Annotated in this window: 12 protein-coding genes; 2 read left to right on the plus strand and 10 right to left on the minus strand. The window is 38.5% G+C overall.

The annotated features are described in order from the left end of the window. Positions 1 to 148: 148 nt before the first annotated feature. The 3 genes from H4J66_RS10235 to H4J66_RS10245 are packed head-to-tail and all read right to left on the minus strand — an operon-like array spanning position 149 to position 2,835. Entirely contained in the window at positions 149 to 1,786 is a 1,638-nt protein-coding gene (locus tag H4J66_RS10235; protein ID WP_182173964.1) for a PDZ domain-containing protein, read from the minus strand. Continuing rightward, complete coding sequence (locus tag H4J66_RS10240) at positions 1,770 to 2,291, minus strand: hypothetical protein (protein ID WP_182173967.1); 522 nt, start codon at positions 2,289 to 2,291, stop codon at positions 1,770 to 1,772. The genes H4J66_RS10235 and H4J66_RS10240 overlap by 17 nt, the downstream gene beginning before the upstream one ends. Continuing rightward, the gene (locus tag H4J66_RS10245; protein WP_182173970.1) at positions 2,278 to 2,835 is read right to left on the minus strand and encodes an RNA polymerase sigma factor; all 558 of its coding nucleotides are present in this window, start codon (positions 2,833 to 2,835) and stop codon (positions 2,278 to 2,280) included. Before H4J66_RS10245 ends, H4J66_RS10240 begins: the two co-directional genes overlap by 14 nt. A 256-nt stretch (positions 2,836 to 3,091) precedes the next feature. Between H4J66_RS10245 and fusA the strand changes: the two genes are divergently transcribed. Beyond that, positions 3,092 to 5,197, plus strand: a complete 2,106-nt coding sequence (gene fusA / locus H4J66_RS10250) for an elongation factor G (protein ID WP_182173973.1) — start codon at positions 3,092 to 3,094, stop codon at positions 5,195 to 5,197. Between the two features lie 96 nt (positions 5,198 to 5,293). On the opposite strand, the gene rluF is transcribed toward fusA, so the two are convergent. The 4 genes from rluF to metB form a co-directional block, all read right to left on the minus strand. Continuing rightward, positions 5,294 to 6,109, minus strand: coding sequence for a 23S rRNA pseudouridine(2604) synthase RluF (gene rluF, locus H4J66_RS10255; RefSeq protein WP_182173976.1), 816 nt, complete (start codon positions 6,107 to 6,109; stop codon positions 5,294 to 5,296). A gap of 191 nt (positions 6,110 to 6,300) precedes the next feature. Then, complete coding sequence (locus H4J66_RS10260) at positions 6,301 to 7,752, minus strand: hypothetical protein (RefSeq protein ID WP_182173978.1); 1,452 nt, start codon at positions 7,750 to 7,752, stop codon at positions 6,301 to 6,303. A gap of 193 nt (positions 7,753 to 7,945) precedes the next feature. Beyond that, entirely contained in the window at positions 7,946 to 10,396 is a 2,451-nt protein-coding gene (metL, locus tag H4J66_RS10265) for a bifunctional aspartate kinase/homoserine dehydrogenase II (RefSeq protein ID WP_182173981.1), read from the minus strand. Positions 10,397 to 10,436: 40 nt separating this feature from the next. Then, the gene (gene metB / locus H4J66_RS10270; RefSeq protein ID WP_182173984.1) at positions 10,437 to 11,594 is read right to left on the minus strand and encodes a cystathionine gamma-synthase; all 1,158 of its coding nucleotides are present in this window, start codon (positions 11,592 to 11,594) and stop codon (positions 10,437 to 10,439) included. Positions 11,595 to 11,777: 183 nt separating this feature from the next. On the opposite strand from metB, the gene metJ reads away from it, so the two are divergent. After that, on the plus strand, positions 11,778 to 12,107 hold the full coding sequence (gene metJ / locus H4J66_RS10275) for a met regulon transcriptional regulator MetJ (RefSeq protein ID WP_070375088.1): 330 nt from the start codon (positions 11,778 to 11,780) through the stop codon (positions 12,105 to 12,107). Between the two features lie 22 nt (positions 12,108 to 12,129). Here metJ and H4J66_RS10280 read toward each other — a convergent pair whose 3' ends face one another. From H4J66_RS10280 to H4J66_RS10290, 3 genes are all read right to left on the minus strand, one after another. After that, positions 12,130 to 12,483 carry a hypothetical protein gene (locus H4J66_RS10280; protein WP_182173988.1) on the minus strand — a complete coding sequence of 118 codons (354 nt, stop codon included), beginning with the start codon at positions 12,481 to 12,483 and terminating at the stop codon, positions 12,130 to 12,132. A 324-nt stretch (positions 12,484 to 12,807) separates the two neighbouring features. Then, complete coding sequence (locus H4J66_RS10285; protein ID WP_182173991.1) at positions 12,808 to 14,049, minus strand: malic enzyme-like NAD(P)-binding protein; 1,242 nt, start codon at positions 14,047 to 14,049, stop codon at positions 12,808 to 12,810. A 556-nt stretch (positions 14,050 to 14,605) separates the two neighbouring features. Continuing rightward, a complete protein-coding gene (locus H4J66_RS10290) occupies positions 14,606 to 15,904 on the minus strand; it encodes an adenylosuccinate synthase (protein WP_182173994.1) in 1,299 nt (432 codons plus the stop codon). Positions 15,905 to 15,931 lie beyond the last annotated feature (27 nt).

Below are 15,931 nucleotides of genomic sequence, written 5' to 3' on the forward strand. Positions count from 1 at the left end.
ACATACACCTACATTGAATACCCATTATGTAAGTGCTAATTGATAAAAGTTACGTTTATTCAAAAACGTAACTTGATGACATACCGTTGACCAACACATCGTCTACCTTTGGAGGTGTAGGTTTACATTGGCTTTTACTACTTATCTATCAATGGTCATGTGTCTTCCCTTGCAAGTCTGTATAGCCTTTTTTTTGCGATTTTTTGTCGCTTAATGTTTTTAATGGAATTGTCCCTCCTAGATTTCTAATATAGAACCCGTCCCTGTTTTCTGTACTAGATCTTATTAACGTAGCATTCTCTAATGATAAGGAGTATCTATTCATGGAATACATAAAATCGAGTTTAACCTCAATACTTTGCGGTGAAATAAGTGTTATATCTAGGGTGAATGCAGGAAACGCTCTTGGCTGATAATTATCATTTAACACTGTTACTTGCCGACTTCTACTAACCTTAATTGAATAGTTTTCACCAACGGTTAAGCTGGTCAGAAGACTGCCCAGTTCCTCTATCTTCATGTTAGTCAGTGGCTGGTTATTGATCGCCAACAGTACATCACTCTTTCTTAGTCCTAACTTAGCTGCGGGGCTATACGGTTCTATAGCAAGAATCTCAATCCCTCCTTTTTTGTTAGTCGGGATTAAAACATCAATGCCAAAACTTTTGTCAAAAGATGCTGCTCTAACGAGCGTTATCACACCATCACTCGTTTTTATTCCTTGAATGTAATCGTTTATTGCTAACCTTAATTGTTTATATTGATAATCTAAGGCGGCTGGTAAAGCATAACCATTTATTAACATCCCTTTTTTTATCAAAACTTTGCCTTCTTTACGTTGATTATAGATTTGATAACTCGCTTCTGGAAAAGCCAAAGGTAAGTATTGATGACTTAATTGGATTGATTCATCATTTCTTTTCACCACCATTGTTAATGCATCATTGTGTTTGACCGAATACAGGTATGAAAGTACGATATCTTCGGCAGACGTCCCTTTTAAATCAACCGGCTTACCGCCCATAGCAATAATAATATCACTGCTTACTAATCCTAAAGCATCCGCTAAGGAGTTAGGTAATACAGCTAATAGTTTAATACGTGTATTGTCATCATCTAAAACAATGCCAAAATCGGTATCAACTTCTAACGGAGCTATATTGGCAATAACGGCAACTTTAACTTGATTGTCATGTTTTAAAGTATCGTCAGCGATATCGGCCATCAATCTAGCCAATCGATATTCTAATACTTCGGGTAATTCTGGGTTATTAGCAATTGTTTCATCGTCTAAAAACAGCTGACTTGGCATTAAGTTGCTTGGATTACACTTTTCAGACGATTCGTTAGTTAATTCAAAATTAGCATTTACTCTAGGCCCTGAAAGTGAAAACTGAAGAAATTGGTCTGTAGTTACTGAAACTTTTATTAGCCTAGTTAGTGTAGGCTCAGGTTTAACAGCATCGGGGTGAAAAGCAATCACTCTTTTCCAAGTGCGATACATTCTGCTAAAGTCTTTTTTTAACCAGATGTCCAATATAAGGTTATGATCGCCTGCCGCTAAAATATATCGGTACTCACCTTCGACAATATCTCGATATTTTCCTAGGTCCATGACACTTACACCATTGTCTGCTCTAACAACAACAACATATTGTTGGTCGTTGATAACTTCATTAGAAAAATGGATCGCTCCACATTCAGTGGCAAACACTTTATTTGTTATAAGTATAGATAGAGCGACATATAAGCTCAGTGAAACCATTTTATTAAATACTGTATACATTGCTATTTCCTTTTTGCAAGTTAACTATTTTACTGACGAGTTGTTGGCGCTCTTTTAATAGGGCTAATTTTTCAACGGTTGTTGCCCCGTGTAATCGATATTCTATTTCCCTTACCAGGGTGATTAACTGTGCTTGTTTGAAGGTAGGCATTTTATTTAAAGTTAATTGCAATTCTAAGGATTGATTCACTTGTAACACTAGTTCTAACTGATTTTGCAATTGGTAATTGTTAAACATCAACCAAGTAAAGCTGATGAAACTGGTTGAGGCCGCTACAGCAGCGAAAAAGACCCACTTACGCACTCTTTTTTTACGTTTAACAACAGAAGAGCGAGCTAACTTTTCCCAAACTGCCACTGGTGGCTCAATTAACTCCATGGTATTCACATTATTGTTAAGATCTGTCATTAATTGGTGTTGATATGCGCACTCTTGACACTGCGCTATGTGCACGCGCTCTATATCATTAAGATTTTTCCCTAAACGGTTTTCACATATATGCATCTTTATTCTCCTCAACATCATTGCGTAATGCTTTTAAACAGCGCGATACTATCGATTTAGAATAGCTTGCCGATTGATTCACTAATAAAGCAATTTCATCGTGACTGTATTGCTCAACAATAAATAGCCATAATATTAATCGTTGCCTCTCAGGAATATTTGTTAATAACTTAGTTAATAAATCTTTATCCCCTGCCATACTTGTCATAGGTTTAGGCTGTGCTTTTTCAGTATTTGCTATCTGATCGAATAGCTTTAAAGTATTTTTTTGTTTTTTAAGATGATTAAAACTGTTATTAAAGGCAATGCGCTTTAACCAAGGGATAAAGTTATTATCGGTATCAAACTGCGCTATATTTTCAAAAGCGTCTATAAAGGTATCGTGTAACAGATCACAAGCTGTTTCGCGATTTTGGCAAATTTTAAAAATTGCCGTATAAATAGCTGGAGAGTATAATTGATAACATTTTTCAAACGCATTCGGGTCACCTTTTACCATCCCTTTAATTATTTCATTTATTAATTCAGCATTCCTTTGTTCCAACTTTATCTCCTTAAAAATTAATACTGATACTTATATAACAACTGAGCTTATTATATCGTCGCAACACAACTCGATATTTTTCTTAATTTATACCATTAAATATAAGTAATAACGTTAATAAACCACCTTCATTCTTTTATTGTTTATCTTAAATAATTTATATTTTTTTATGTAGATTCACGTTAACCATGGTATACTCGCGCGCAAATTTTCAACAATTCCGCTTTTTTAGTAGCGACTTAAATAGAGTAAAGTAATGGCAGATTTATCTAAATATAGAAATATTGGTATCTTCGCTCACGTTGATGCTGGTAAAACCACAACAACTGAACGTATCCTTAAATTAACCGGTCAGATCCATAAAACTGGTGAAGTACATGATGGTGAATCTACCACTGACTTCATGGAACAAGAAGCTGAGCGCGGTATTACCATACAGTCTGCTGCGGTAAGCTGTTTTTGGAACGATCACCGTTTCAATGTCATCGATACTCCTGGTCACGTTGATTTCACTGTTGAAGTTTACCGTTCACTTAAAGTACTTGATGGTGGTATCGGCGTATTCTGTGGTTCTGGTGGTGTTGAACCACAATCAGAAACTAACTGGCGTTACGCGAACGACTCAAAAGTTGCTCGTATTATCATGATCAACAAACTTGACCGTTTAGGCGCTGATTTCTACCGTGTTTGTAAGCAAGTTAAAAACGTTTTAGGTGCTACGCCACTTATTATGACTTTGCCAATTGGCGAAGAAGATGACTTTGTTGGTGTTGTTGACCTTCTTAGCGAAAAAGCTTACATCTGGGATGACACAGGTCTTCCAGAAAACTTTGAAATTACTGATATTCCAGCGGATATGGTAGAAAAAGCTGCTGAGTACCGTATACAGTTAATCGAAACAGCTTTAGAAGTTGATGAAGATATGTTGATGGAGTTCTTAGAAGGGGAAATGGTTCCTACTGTAGAACAAATCAAAGCGTGTATCCGTGCTGGTACTCGTGATATGACTTTCTTCCCAACTTACGGTGCATCTGCATTTAAAAACAAAGGTATTCAATTAATTCTTGATGCTGTTGTTGATTACTTGCCTTCGCCTACAGATGTTAATCCTCAACCACTTACTGATGAAGAAGGTACGCCTAATGGCGAATTCGCAATCGTTTCTGCAGAAGAAACATTCAAAGCGTTAGCATTCAAAATCACTGATGACCGTTTTGGTACATTAACTTTCGTACGTATCTATTCAGGTACATTGAAGAAAGGCGATACCATTCTTAACGCTGCTACAGGAAAAACTGAGCGTGTTGGACGTATGTGTGAAATGCAAGCTGATGACCGTAACGAACTTACTTCAGCACAAGCTGGTGATATCATCGCGATTGTTGGAATGAAAGGTAATGTTCAGACAGGTCACACATTATGTGATCCTAAACACCCTATCGTTCTAGAAGCTATGGTATTTCCTAAGCCAGTAATTTCAATCTCTGTAACACCAAAAGATAAAGGTTCAACTGAGAAAATGGGTCTAGCTATCGGTAAAATGGTTGCAGAAGATCCAACGTTTATGGTTGAAACTGATATTGATTCAGGTGAAACAATTTTATCTGGTATGGGTGAGCTTCACTTAGATATCAAAGTAGATATCTTAAAACGTAGCTACGGTGTTGAATTAGAAGTTGGTAAGCCACAAGTTGCGTACCGTGAAACAATCACTACCGCAATTGAAGATTCTTACACACATAAGAAACAATCTGGTGGTTCTGGTCAGTTCGGTAAAATTGATTACCGTATTAAGCCCGGCGAACCTGGTTCTGGTTTCGTATTCAGCTCTGTTGTTGTTGGTGGTAACGTTCCTAAGGAATTCTTCCCAGCAATCGAGAAAGGCTTTAAAGGCATGATGGATACTGGTGTTCTTGCTGGTTTCCCTGTACTTGACGTTGAAATTGAATTATACGATGGTGGTTTCCACGCGGTCGATTCATCTGCTGTTGCCTTTGAACTCGCTGCTCGTGGTGCTTTCCGTCAGTCAATTCCAAAAGCTGGTGCTCAGTTAATCGAACCTATCATGAAAGTTGATGTGTTTACGCCTGATGATCACGTTGGTGATGTTATTGGTGATTTAAACCGTCGTCGTGGCATGATCGCAGGTCAAGACGCAGGTGTTTCTGGTGTTCGTATTAAAGCTGACGTACCTCTTTCAGAAATGTTCGGTTACATCGGAACATTACGTACAATGACATCAGGTCGTGGTCAATTCTCAATGGAATTCTCTCATTACATGCCTTGTCCTAACAACGTAGCAGAAGTTGTTATCGCTGAAGTTAAAGCAGCTAAAGCAGCTAAAGATGCCGCTAGAAAATAGTAAGCATTAAAGTAAGAAAACAAAAAAAGGACGCTTAGGCGTCCTTTTTTATTGTCTTAAAAACCAAACGTAATTAACGTTTAGTATGACTAAGCTTTATTTTTTAACATCATTTTCTATGTCTGTTACTGCAATAACGGTTGCCCATGGATCACCCGATTCATCGATTTCTTTTGGTAAAGCTGTTTTCGTCGACGTGGCTACCGCTGCATTAATTTCAACCATTTCCGCTGTGGTTAAATCTCGCCATTGTCCTGGTCGTAAATCACCCAACTCGACACTCATAATACGCGAACGTTTCAGCTGTAAAACTTCGTAATCTAAATATTCACACATCCGGCGAATTTGACGATTTAAACCTTGCGTTAAGATAATACGAAAAACAAATTTACTTTCTACTTTAACAAGACAGGGTTTAGTGATGGTACCCAGTATAGGTACACCTTTTGACATCCGTTGGATAAAGCGCTCACTGATGGGTTTATCAACCGTGACAATATATTCTTTGTCATGGGCATTTTCAGCGCGCAAAATTTTATTAACGATATCACCATCACTGGTCAAGAAAATTAATCCTTCTGAAGGCTTATCTAAGCGCCCTATCGGAAAGATCCTTTCTTTGTGACCAATAGCATCAATAATATTACCTCTAACATGTAGCTCGGTCGTACAGGTAATACCCACTGGCTTGTTATAAGCAATGTAAACCCGGTCAGATTTATTAGCCGGCATAGCACCAATTTGTTTACCATCAACAAAAACCACATCACCCGCTTGTACTTTAGTACCTAACTCAGGGCTTTTACCATTGATCGTAACTCGACTTTCTTCAATCAACTTATCAGCAGCTCGGCGCGAGCAGTAACCTGATTCACTGATAAATTTATTCAGTCTTTTTTCTTGATCGCTCACGAGATATTCCAAAGTTATGCAAAGTAATAAAGGCCATTTTACCTGAACTTTAACAGACAATGAAAAAGCATTATGGTTATTTAGCCTTATTTGACAGTTTTTGATTAATATTTACTGTAAATACCCCTCTTTGGTAACAACAACAGAGTCAGTGTTTTCATTATGGAGTTGTGAAAGCAAAGACTGTAACGTTATTTAGCTTTGTTCCACAGCTTTTGATTAATATTGACTGAAAAAAATTCTCCTGGCTGCCAACAGCGAGGAAGTAGATCTAGTTGTTTACGCTCATGAGAATTTGACACTAACAAATCTAATATTTCATGGAGGCGCTCTTTACTGATAGTAGAGAAACTTTTAGCTGTTTCAGTAAAATATAAATTAGCAGATTTTTTAATGACTATCTCTTGTCCATGACTTATGAAAGCTAAGTTGCGCGTTACCGTTCGGCAAATAGGATAATCAGCATTCTCAGGATAAAGCTGGCTAACGACAGCATATTCATAGCGGTCATTAATATCTTGTTCATACGGAACATAGGTAACACCATAACCTTGTGGAAAATGGCCAGTAATTTTTGTCAGTGCATTAACCACTACTTGACAACAAGCTCCCCGCTCCGCGTTTTGATTAAGAACATGATAAACTTTCGGTAATAATTTGTAGTTATAGCTATCTTTTGTCGACAAGATAATAGAACTGTATATTTGTGGTACTTTAAGAAGGTTGCCAATACCCTTTTTTGGGTTGACGGCACTTTTGAGTAAATGCTTAATGAACAATAGTTTTTTATGCTCAATTACATTGTACTCGTCGCGATCTTTCTTTGAATTACCAATATATATACCGGCGCCAATACCATCAATAAGATACTTAACCGTTTCCCGATAATTTATTTGTAAGAGTGCTTTTCGCTCCTCAATAGGTAGAGTTCGATGGGGATCTTTTTGATAATCTGCACCACGTAAAATGGCTAGCGACTCGGGGTGGTTATTACCGATATCTTGTAATAGCGCCGCCATGACCAGTGGAATTTTTACTTTTTCTACAAAGGCTTGATAGGCCTTGGGGTTATCTTCAGCCAACATTTGATATTGCTCTGCGTTGATATCCCCCAAAGCAATCTTGATATAAGGCTCAACAATATGATGATCCATGCATAGTCGGTCAAATAAACGCAAACATAACACACTTTTATAAAGCGGTTTATGTTGCTCGTTGGTTAAAGCAATTTTATGCCCCTGGGTGGGACTCACTAATTGTATGGTACCTAAAAGCTGGCTAGATTTACGATTACTGTCTTCAAAGCAATCACCCTCAGACAACTTGATGATCTCTTTAGAGAGTTTATAGAGATGTTGATGACGCTCATTGCGTTCAAAGCGTAATTCCTCGTAATAATTGCGTTGTTCACGTTCGAGTCTTACCCGTAAAGTTTTAGCTTTATCCGTGGCTGTTTGCCTACTAACTTTTTCAATATTTTGCTTGAGCTCATCTAACTTATGCTCAATAAAAGATTGTTTTTCATAGTACTCAATCGCACGCTCAAGAACGGAATCATTTAATTGGCTGTGGCCATAAATTCTGCTTAAAAGACTTTTTACTTGGCTGGTAAAATAGCTGTCGCTATAGGTTTTATTTTCCATGTAAATACAACTTGGTGCCTGTGCTAAGTAGCTAATTTTTTTAATTATCTAAAGGCTAGTTAATAATGCGATAACAGACAAGTGTTTATTAGTATTGATTGAGAAAAAGCACAACCTACCGGTCGTGCTTTTTCTCATTTAGCGTATTAATGCCTTAGTGCAGTAATAATGATGACAGCTAGATTATGCTCATTTAACTTAGACCTTTGATTTTAACTTGGTGTTTTTTACCGGCCAGTTGCTGGCAAATACTCACTAAGTCTGAATGTAGGCCACCCGCGGTAACATCACGACCCGCGCCGGGTCCACGAATAATAAGGGGGTTATCTTGATACCAATGGCTCTTAATTAAAAAGATATTATCACCCGGAGTTAAAGAGGCAAAGGGATCATTCTTAGCAAGCGTCGCAAGATAAACCTTAGCGCTCAATTGGCCTTGTTCGTTGACACAGAATTTTGCAATATAACGAATACAGGCTTGCTGTTTAGATGCGGTAGTGAGTTGTTCAGCAAAGTAACTGTCCAAGTCTGCTGACTTTGCTAAAAATTCTGCCGTTGACAACCCTTGTAAGGATTCTGGCACTAAATTTTCGCATTGAATATCATCAAGTGATAATTCAAAACCTGCCATACGCGCTAAGATCAGTAATTTTCGTTGTACATCCCGCCCAGAAAGATCTTCTCGTGGATCGGGTTCAGTGATCCCTTGTGATAAGGCGTCCATTAATAAGGTTGAAAACGGTACACTGGCGTCGTAAGTTTCAAATAGCCAAGAAAGCGTGCCTGAAAAAATTCCTGATATTTCTGTTATCTTATCGCCACTTTTCAATAAATCGTTAATGGCAAAATTAACTGGCAACCCAGCGCCAACAGTAGTACTTCCTAACCATAAGCTTTTATTTTCAGCCGCGGTTAATACTAAGTCATTATAACGAACGGTACTCGCAGAAGCCGCCCATTTATTGGCACCAATAACATGAATACCTTCTTTAAAGAACTCACTGTATAAATCACTAAAATGTTCGCTAGGGGTGATATCGACAACAATTAATTCGTCGTAAGGATGGTTCGTTAACCACGACATCAATAAGGTATTATCACAAGGTGTAGCATCTCTTTCATAGAGCGACATTGCTTGATTAACATCGATACCATCGGTATTAAGCAATGCTTTTTTAGAGGTGACTAAACCGACTAAATGAACGTTCTCTAACACAGAGACTCTATTGAGTTGCGCGGGTAACAAGTCTAAAAATCGTTGACCTATATTACCAAGCCCTGAAACAACAACACCTATGTGTCGAGCGTCTTTAGTCATATCATAATGAACATTATTAAGTAACTCACCGGTACAACTCTGCTGAAGAATGGCAATAATACTATGCTCACTTAACGAGTTCACCACATGCAGTACATGAGTATGCTTGAGGGCACGTTTAAAGCGCGCTTGGATATTACCTTGATTTACCACACTATGACCAACAATCGCTATAATAGACACTGGTGTAAATGACACTTCGGTATCATGACTTGCCAGCCACTGACTGACTAATTTTTGTTGCGTTTGGTGGATAACCATAAAACCTTGCTGAACATCACTACATATCGCAGAAAACTCATTACTGGCTTGTTCACCAAACGAACCGGCTAAACTGGTCGATTTTACCAGTAACAGATCGTTAAGCGAGGTGACCGACAATTCCTGTTTAGCAATTTGACCAAATTTTCCTATCTCTGTACCAGAAATTTCAGGATCAAAGCTACTTGCTACATGAAGGTGTGTGCTGTGGTTAGTAAGCGGCTGTAAGGTTTTTGCATGCAAAACCGGGTTACCTAAGCGCCCCAATTCTTTCGCGACACCATTAGGTAAGCGATGTAATTTACGGGCAAGTGGCACAATACGAGGATCGGCACTATATATGCCATCAACATCAGTCCATAGGGTAACATTCAGCGCGCCCGACAGTGATGCAATAATTGTTGCTGAATAGTCACTACCATTTCGGCCTAAGGTACAGGTTTCACCTTGAGAATTTTTAGTGATATAGCCAGTAATAACCGCCAACTTTCCTTTTTGTAACTTCTGCTGAAAATTTTGACTACTTTGCTGATTGTCGACTGCACAGTCTTTATCATTATTGATAACCAGAAAGTCACGCGCATCAATAGCATAACTTGGACAAACTTTTTCACTTAACACCGCCGATAATAAACGCGCCGACCACAGTTCTCCAAATGCCAGCATATCAGCATGGTGCTGGCTTGGCTGGTCAGATAACCAAGCCGTTAACTGTGTTATATCATCAGACAAAACCTTGATAAGGTCTGCTGCACTGCTAGGGTTCAATAACTCACCAATTAATGTGCTTTGTGATTTCTCTAGTGTTTCAATAGCCAAAAACAGCTCGTCACTTTTTTCAAGTGCGAGTTTATAAATATTGAATAAGTCATCCGTCGTGTTTCCATTTGCCGAAACAACAACTAAATCATTTAGTTGACAGTTTTGACGAATAATATCAACCACACGTTCAATACATTGGGTAGTTGCTAAGCTGCTGCCACCAAATTTATGTACATGAATAGCATGCTTCGCCAGTTGATTTTTCCCTGATGATAATTGTTCTACTGTATTTGACTGTGTCATTTTCACTCGTTAATTTTTCTACTAAAAATAGTCTATAACTTTAAATTTGGCTTGCCGATAAAGCTTGTTCTAAGTCATTAATAATATCACTAACATCTTCAATACCGACAGAAATTCGGATTAAAGATTGAGTGATACCTGCTGCAATTTGTGCTTCAATTTCCATACCTGCATGGGTCATCGTTGATGGATGACTGATTAAACTTTCAACGCCACCTAATGACTGTGCCAAGGTAAAGAGTGATAAGTTGTCAAACAGTACTTTAACCGCTTCAACACCGCCTTTTATTTCGAAACTCATCATAGCGCCAAAATCTTTTTGCTGACGCTTAGCAATTTCGTGTCCCGGGTGATTTTTTAAACCAGGAAAGTATACCGCGTTAATTGCTCGATGATTTTCTAAGTATTTTGCAACAGCATTAGCATTTTCTTGATGCTGTTTCATACGCAGCGGTAAGGTTTTTAAGCCACGTAATGCCAGATAACTGTCGAAAGGTGAACCCGTAATACCAATACAATTTGCCCACCACGCTAGCTCTTCACCCAGTTCTTTTTCTTTTGTTACTAACACTCCACCCACAACATCACTATGACCATTAATATATTTAGTTGTCGAGTGAAAAACAATATCAGCACCTAATAATAGCGGTTGCTGTAACAAGGGAGAAAGAAACGTATTATCTACTGCCACTAAAGCACCAACAGCATGACTGGCTTGAGTAACCTTTTTTATATCAACCAACCGTAATAATGGATTACTGGGTGACTCAATCAAAACTAATCTTGGCTTTTGTTCAAGCGCTTGCGCTAAAGCTAGATCATCGTTTTGATCAACAACAAGCACATTAAATAAGCCACGTTTTGCTAGGTGGGTAAACAAGCGATAACTTCCACCATAGCAATCATGTGGAATAACAACCGTATCTTTTGTTGTCAGTAACTGACAGATTAAGTGCACCGCTGACATTCCTGTGCTAGTAACAATGCCAACAGCACCCTGCTCTAAATCAGCGATAGCTTGTGCAAACGTGCTTCGAGTTGGGTTGCCTGTTCGGGAATAATCAAATTGGCGCTTATTGTTGAAGCCTTTTAAAGCATAAGTACTCGATAAATGAATGGCAGGAACAACCGCACCGTGATGTTCATCACTATTAATGCCGGCTCTAACAGCTAATGTTGCTGGTTTTTTGCTTGTCATTTTTTGCTCCAATCGGGCAGTAAAATCAAATAGATGTTTGGACGTCTATAACTCTAAACACTTTACTTTTGTCGGTCAAGAACTTTAGACTTCTAAACTTCTACACATTCGTTATTGACTCAACGCCAACAACCAGTAAAATCTAACTTATAAAAAGTAATTTAGCTAAACAAAGGTAATTAAATGGCAAAGTGGAATGGCGATTATATAAAACCATACGCCGAACATGGTAAAAAAAGTGAGCAAGTTAAGAAAATTACGGTCTCAATCCCGTTGCGGGTACTGAAAGTGTTAACGGATGAACGTACTCGTCGGCAAGTTAACAACTTACGCCATGCAACTAACAGCGAATTGTTATGTGAAGCTTTTCTGCATGCTTTTACCGGACAGCCTCTTCCTGATGATGGCGATTTAACAAAAGACAATACAGAGATGTTACCTAAAAGTGTGCGCGAAGCGTTAATAGCAAAAGGTATTACCGACTTCAGTCAATTTGAAATTGAAGACGAGTAGCTAAGGGTTTTAATGCACTTACTCAAAAAGACGCTCCGGCGTCTTTTTTTATGCCCGTACGATAAGCATCTACAATCGCCAGTACCCAGCAAGTTAATAGCATATAAGTTAATGTACTCACTAGGATAGGGTCAACAATAATGGGATTTCTTGCCATCTCAGCGATCAGTGCTTGGCTATTTAGCGCAACTTCACCTGATTTAACTTTATTGATAAGTGGCTGATATTGCCTCATCACTTCTTCAATATACAAATATGCCGTCACAGAAAAACTTAAAATAAATAACGTAGCCCGTCGATAAGCGTGACAAATTAGTTGGCCAATACCCGGGTAAACAAGTGCTGAGAGTAAAGCGGCTTTCGTTGGAGTTTTCATTGTTATTCGTTCTACTCAATATTGTCACGCTTTGAAATCGGTGACATTGCCTTAAGAGGTGCAAGTATTAATGATTTGTCAGGAACATAGATGACGTACAAGAGTAATAATGCAGCTAATACATCGATGCCTTGGAGTCACCATGACCAATTACCCTTAATAACCTACTCTTTACCATCTCGGTAACTGCTGCTGCGTTACCCTACTTTCTACTCCCTACTTCCTGCGTAGATACAGTCACTGGACCATAACATACTATTTGTCATAAATATAAAAAGGAGAGTCGAGCTCTCCTTTTACAGCGTTGTTAATAAATACTACTGATTATGCCATATAGTTTTCAGGTAATTCTAGGGCTGCCACTCCAGATTCAACCGCCGCTTTAGCAACGGCAAGCGCTACTCGACCACACAAACGAGGATCCATTGGCTTAGGAATAATATACTCCTTACCAAAGGTCAAACTTTTCTCACCACTAGCATCTAACACTTCTTGTGAAACCGGTTCCTTTGCTAATTCACGAATAGCATGAACAGCAGCAATTTTCATCTCATCGTTAATCGTTCTAGCGCGAACATCTAAAGCGCCACGAAAAATAAAAGGAAAACATAACACATTATTGACTTGGTTAGGGTAATCAGAGCGACCGGTAGCAATAATAAGATCATCACGAACAGCAAGTGCTAATGAAGGTTTTATTTCAGGGTCTGGGTTTGAACAAGCAAAGATAATTGGATTTGGCGCCATTAATTTTACATGCTCAACAGAAAGCAAATTGGGTCCAGAAACACCGACAAATACATCTGCACCATCGATAACATCTTCAAGGGTACGTTTATCCGTATTATTAGCAAACATCCGCTTATATTCGTTAAGATCATCACGTCGGGTATGAATCACACCTTTAGTATCAAGCATGTAGATTTTTTCGCGCTGAGCGCCACATTTGATTAATAGTTCCATACAAGCAATTGCTGCTGCGCCTGCGCCAAGACAAATAATGTTGGCATCTTTAATACTTTTACCTTGGATTTCCAAGGCATTGATCATCCCAGCAGCAGTAACAATAGCGGTACCATGTTGATCATCATGGAATACCGGTATTTTACAACGTTCAATAAGTGCCTTTTCAATAGCAAAACACTCTGGTGCTTTAATATCTTCTAAGTTAATACCACCAAAACTGTCAGCGATATTGGCGACCGTATTTATAAAGTCTTCAACTGTCTTATGTTTAACTTCGATATCAAATGAATTAATACCGGCAAATCGCTTAAATAATAATGCTTTGCCTTCCATTACCGGCTTAGCAGCCATACCACCTAGATTACCTAACCCTAAAATAGCGGTACCATTGGTAATAACAGCGACGGTATTGCCTTTGCCCGTATATTTGTAAACATCATCGGGATTTGCCGCAATTGCGCGAACGGGTTCAGCAACACCTGGGCTATAGGCGAGTGCTAAATCACGGCTAGTTTCAGCGGCCGTGGTTAATTCAACACTTATTTTTCCAGGTGTTGGGAATTGATGGTAATCAAGTGCTTGTTGGCGAAAGTCAGTCATGATTGATCCTATGCGTTAGGTGAATTTATTGTCTTATATATGCCATTTTTCACGTTTTTTTTTGTTTATATACAGCATAGTTATATAGACTCGTTGTCAATCAAGATACACCTTTGTCTGTGATCTTTAAATAGTAACGGGTATATACTATGGTAATCTTACATTTTGTTCCAACGTTATTCTTATATAAAAAAGTGCTAGAAGCTATAACAAACATACCCTTAGCCCTTTTGTATTGCACATCATAAAACTAAATATTCGCTATACAGCTTAATCTATTCACCCTATTTTATGACCATTTTTATAAACTTCTTTGACTTAAAAAATTTAGCCGTCGATTTTTCTTTTTTTCAACACACAACAACGAATTTATCGGTGAAGTTATCCAATTAATAATTAATCTTCATCAACGTTGTCACTATCGCTTATAACCTTGATTAATTGCTTTTGCATTTATATTCAATAATGGCCATTGAAATAATTTATTTTAGGTAAAAAAAAACCACCTCAGTGGTGGTTTTATTCGTCTTATTTTAGAAAAAATTATTCGCTCTAATTACTCAGCAAACGGGTTTACTAAAATAATGGTTTCATTACGATCTGGACCTGTTGAAATAATATCAACCGGGACCCCTGTTAATTCTTCAATGCGCTTAATGTAAGCGATCGCATTAGCAGGTAAAGCGTCACGAGAAGTTGCGCCAACAGTAACTTCAGACCAACCTGGCATTTCTTCATAAACAGGTGTAATTCTGTCATAACCTTCAGCAGCTGTAGGCGGTACAGTAATAATATCGCCTGCTTCAGTAAGGTAACCTGTACATATTTTAAGGGTTTTTAAACCGTCTAAAACATCAAGTTTGGTTAAACAAAATCCTGTTACGCTGTTAACTTGAATGGCACGGTGCATAGCAACCGCGTCAAACCAACCACATCGACGTTCACGTCCCGTAGTCGCGCCAAATTCATGGCCTACAGTACCTAAATGTTCACCGACTTCGTCATCTAATTCTGTAGGGAAAGGACCAGAGCCAACACGTGTCGTGTATGCTTTAGTAATACCTAAAATATAATCTAAATGGCGAGGTCCAAAACCACAACCGGTAGCAACGCCACCTGCAGTAGTGTTTGAAGAAGTTACATAAGGATAAGTACCGTGATCAATATCAAGTAAAGTCCCTTGAGCACCTTCAAACATAATTGAGTCGCCGTTTTTACGGGCTTGATCAAGAATTTCAGCTACATCGGCAACCATTTTAAGAATAACGTCACGAACTGATAAAGCATCAGCAAGCACAGTGTCATAACAAACTGGCGCAACTTTGTAGTAATGCTCTAAAGAGAAATTATGGTAATCAACAATTTCTTTTAATTTAATCGCAAATGACTCAGCACAAACTAAATCGCCAACACGTAAACCACGGCGAGCAACTTTGTCTTCATAAGCTGGACCAATACCACGTCCTGTCGTACCAATAGGCTTATTACCACGAGCGATTTCTCGCGCAGCATCTAGAGCATTATGATAAGGAAGAATTAACGGACAAGCGTCACTAATAAGTAAACGTTCACGTACAGGAACGCCTTTGGCTTCTAACATTGCGATTTCTGTCATCAAGGCTTTCGGGCATAAAACTACGCCGTTGCCGATTAAACATTTCACATTGTCACGTAATACGCCCGATGGAATTAAATGAAGTACGGTTTTTTCACCGTCTATTACCAAAGTATGACCTGCATTATGGCCTCCTTGATAACGTACGACGTACTTAGCTTTATCTGTGAGTAAATCAACAATCTTACCCTTACCTTCGTCACCCCATTGGGTGCCTAGAACTACGACGTTTTTGCCCATGTTTTCAATTTCGATAAAAAATTAGGC

It is taken from the genome of Colwellia sp. MB3u-55, from assembly GCF_014076785.1.
Classification (GTDB): Bacteria; Pseudomonadota; Gammaproteobacteria; order Enterobacterales; family Alteromonadaceae; genus Colwellia_A.

Coding starts and splice junctions, on each gene's coding strand:
- H4J66_RS10235 (WP_182173964.1), bottom strand. CDS start 1,786: ATGTATACAGTATTTAATAAAATGGTTTCACTGAGCTTATATGTCGCT.
- H4J66_RS10240 (WP_182173967.1), bottom strand. CDS start 2,291: ATGCATATATGTGAAAACCGTTTAGGGAAAAATCTTAATGATATAGAG.
- fusA (WP_182173973.1), top strand. CDS start 3,092: ATGGCAGATTTATCTAAATATAGAAATATTGGTATCTTCGCTCACGTT.
- H4J66_RS10260 (WP_182173978.1), bottom strand. CDS start 7,752: ATGGAAAATAAAACCTATAGCGACAGCTATTTTACCAGCCAAGTAAAA.
- metL (WP_182173981.1), bottom strand. CDS start 10,396: ATGACACAGTCAAATACAGTAGAACAATTATCATCAGGGAAAAATCAA.
- metB (WP_182173984.1), bottom strand. CDS start 11,594: ATGACAAGCAAAAAACCAGCAACATTAGCTGTTAGAGCCGGCATTAAT.
- metJ (WP_070375088.1), top strand. CDS start 11,778: ATGGCAAAGTGGAATGGCGATTATATAAAACCATACGCCGAACATGGT.
- H4J66_RS10280 (WP_182173988.1), bottom strand. CDS start 12,483: ATGAAAACTCCAACGAAAGCCGCTTTACTCTCAGCACTTGTTTACCCG.
- H4J66_RS10285 (WP_182173991.1), bottom strand. CDS start 14,049: ATGACTGACTTTCGCCAACAAGCACTTGATTACCATCAATTCCCAACA.
- H4J66_RS10290 (WP_182173994.1), bottom strand. CDS start 15,904: ATGGGCAAAAACGTCGTAGTTCTAGGCACCCAATGGGGTGACGAAGGT.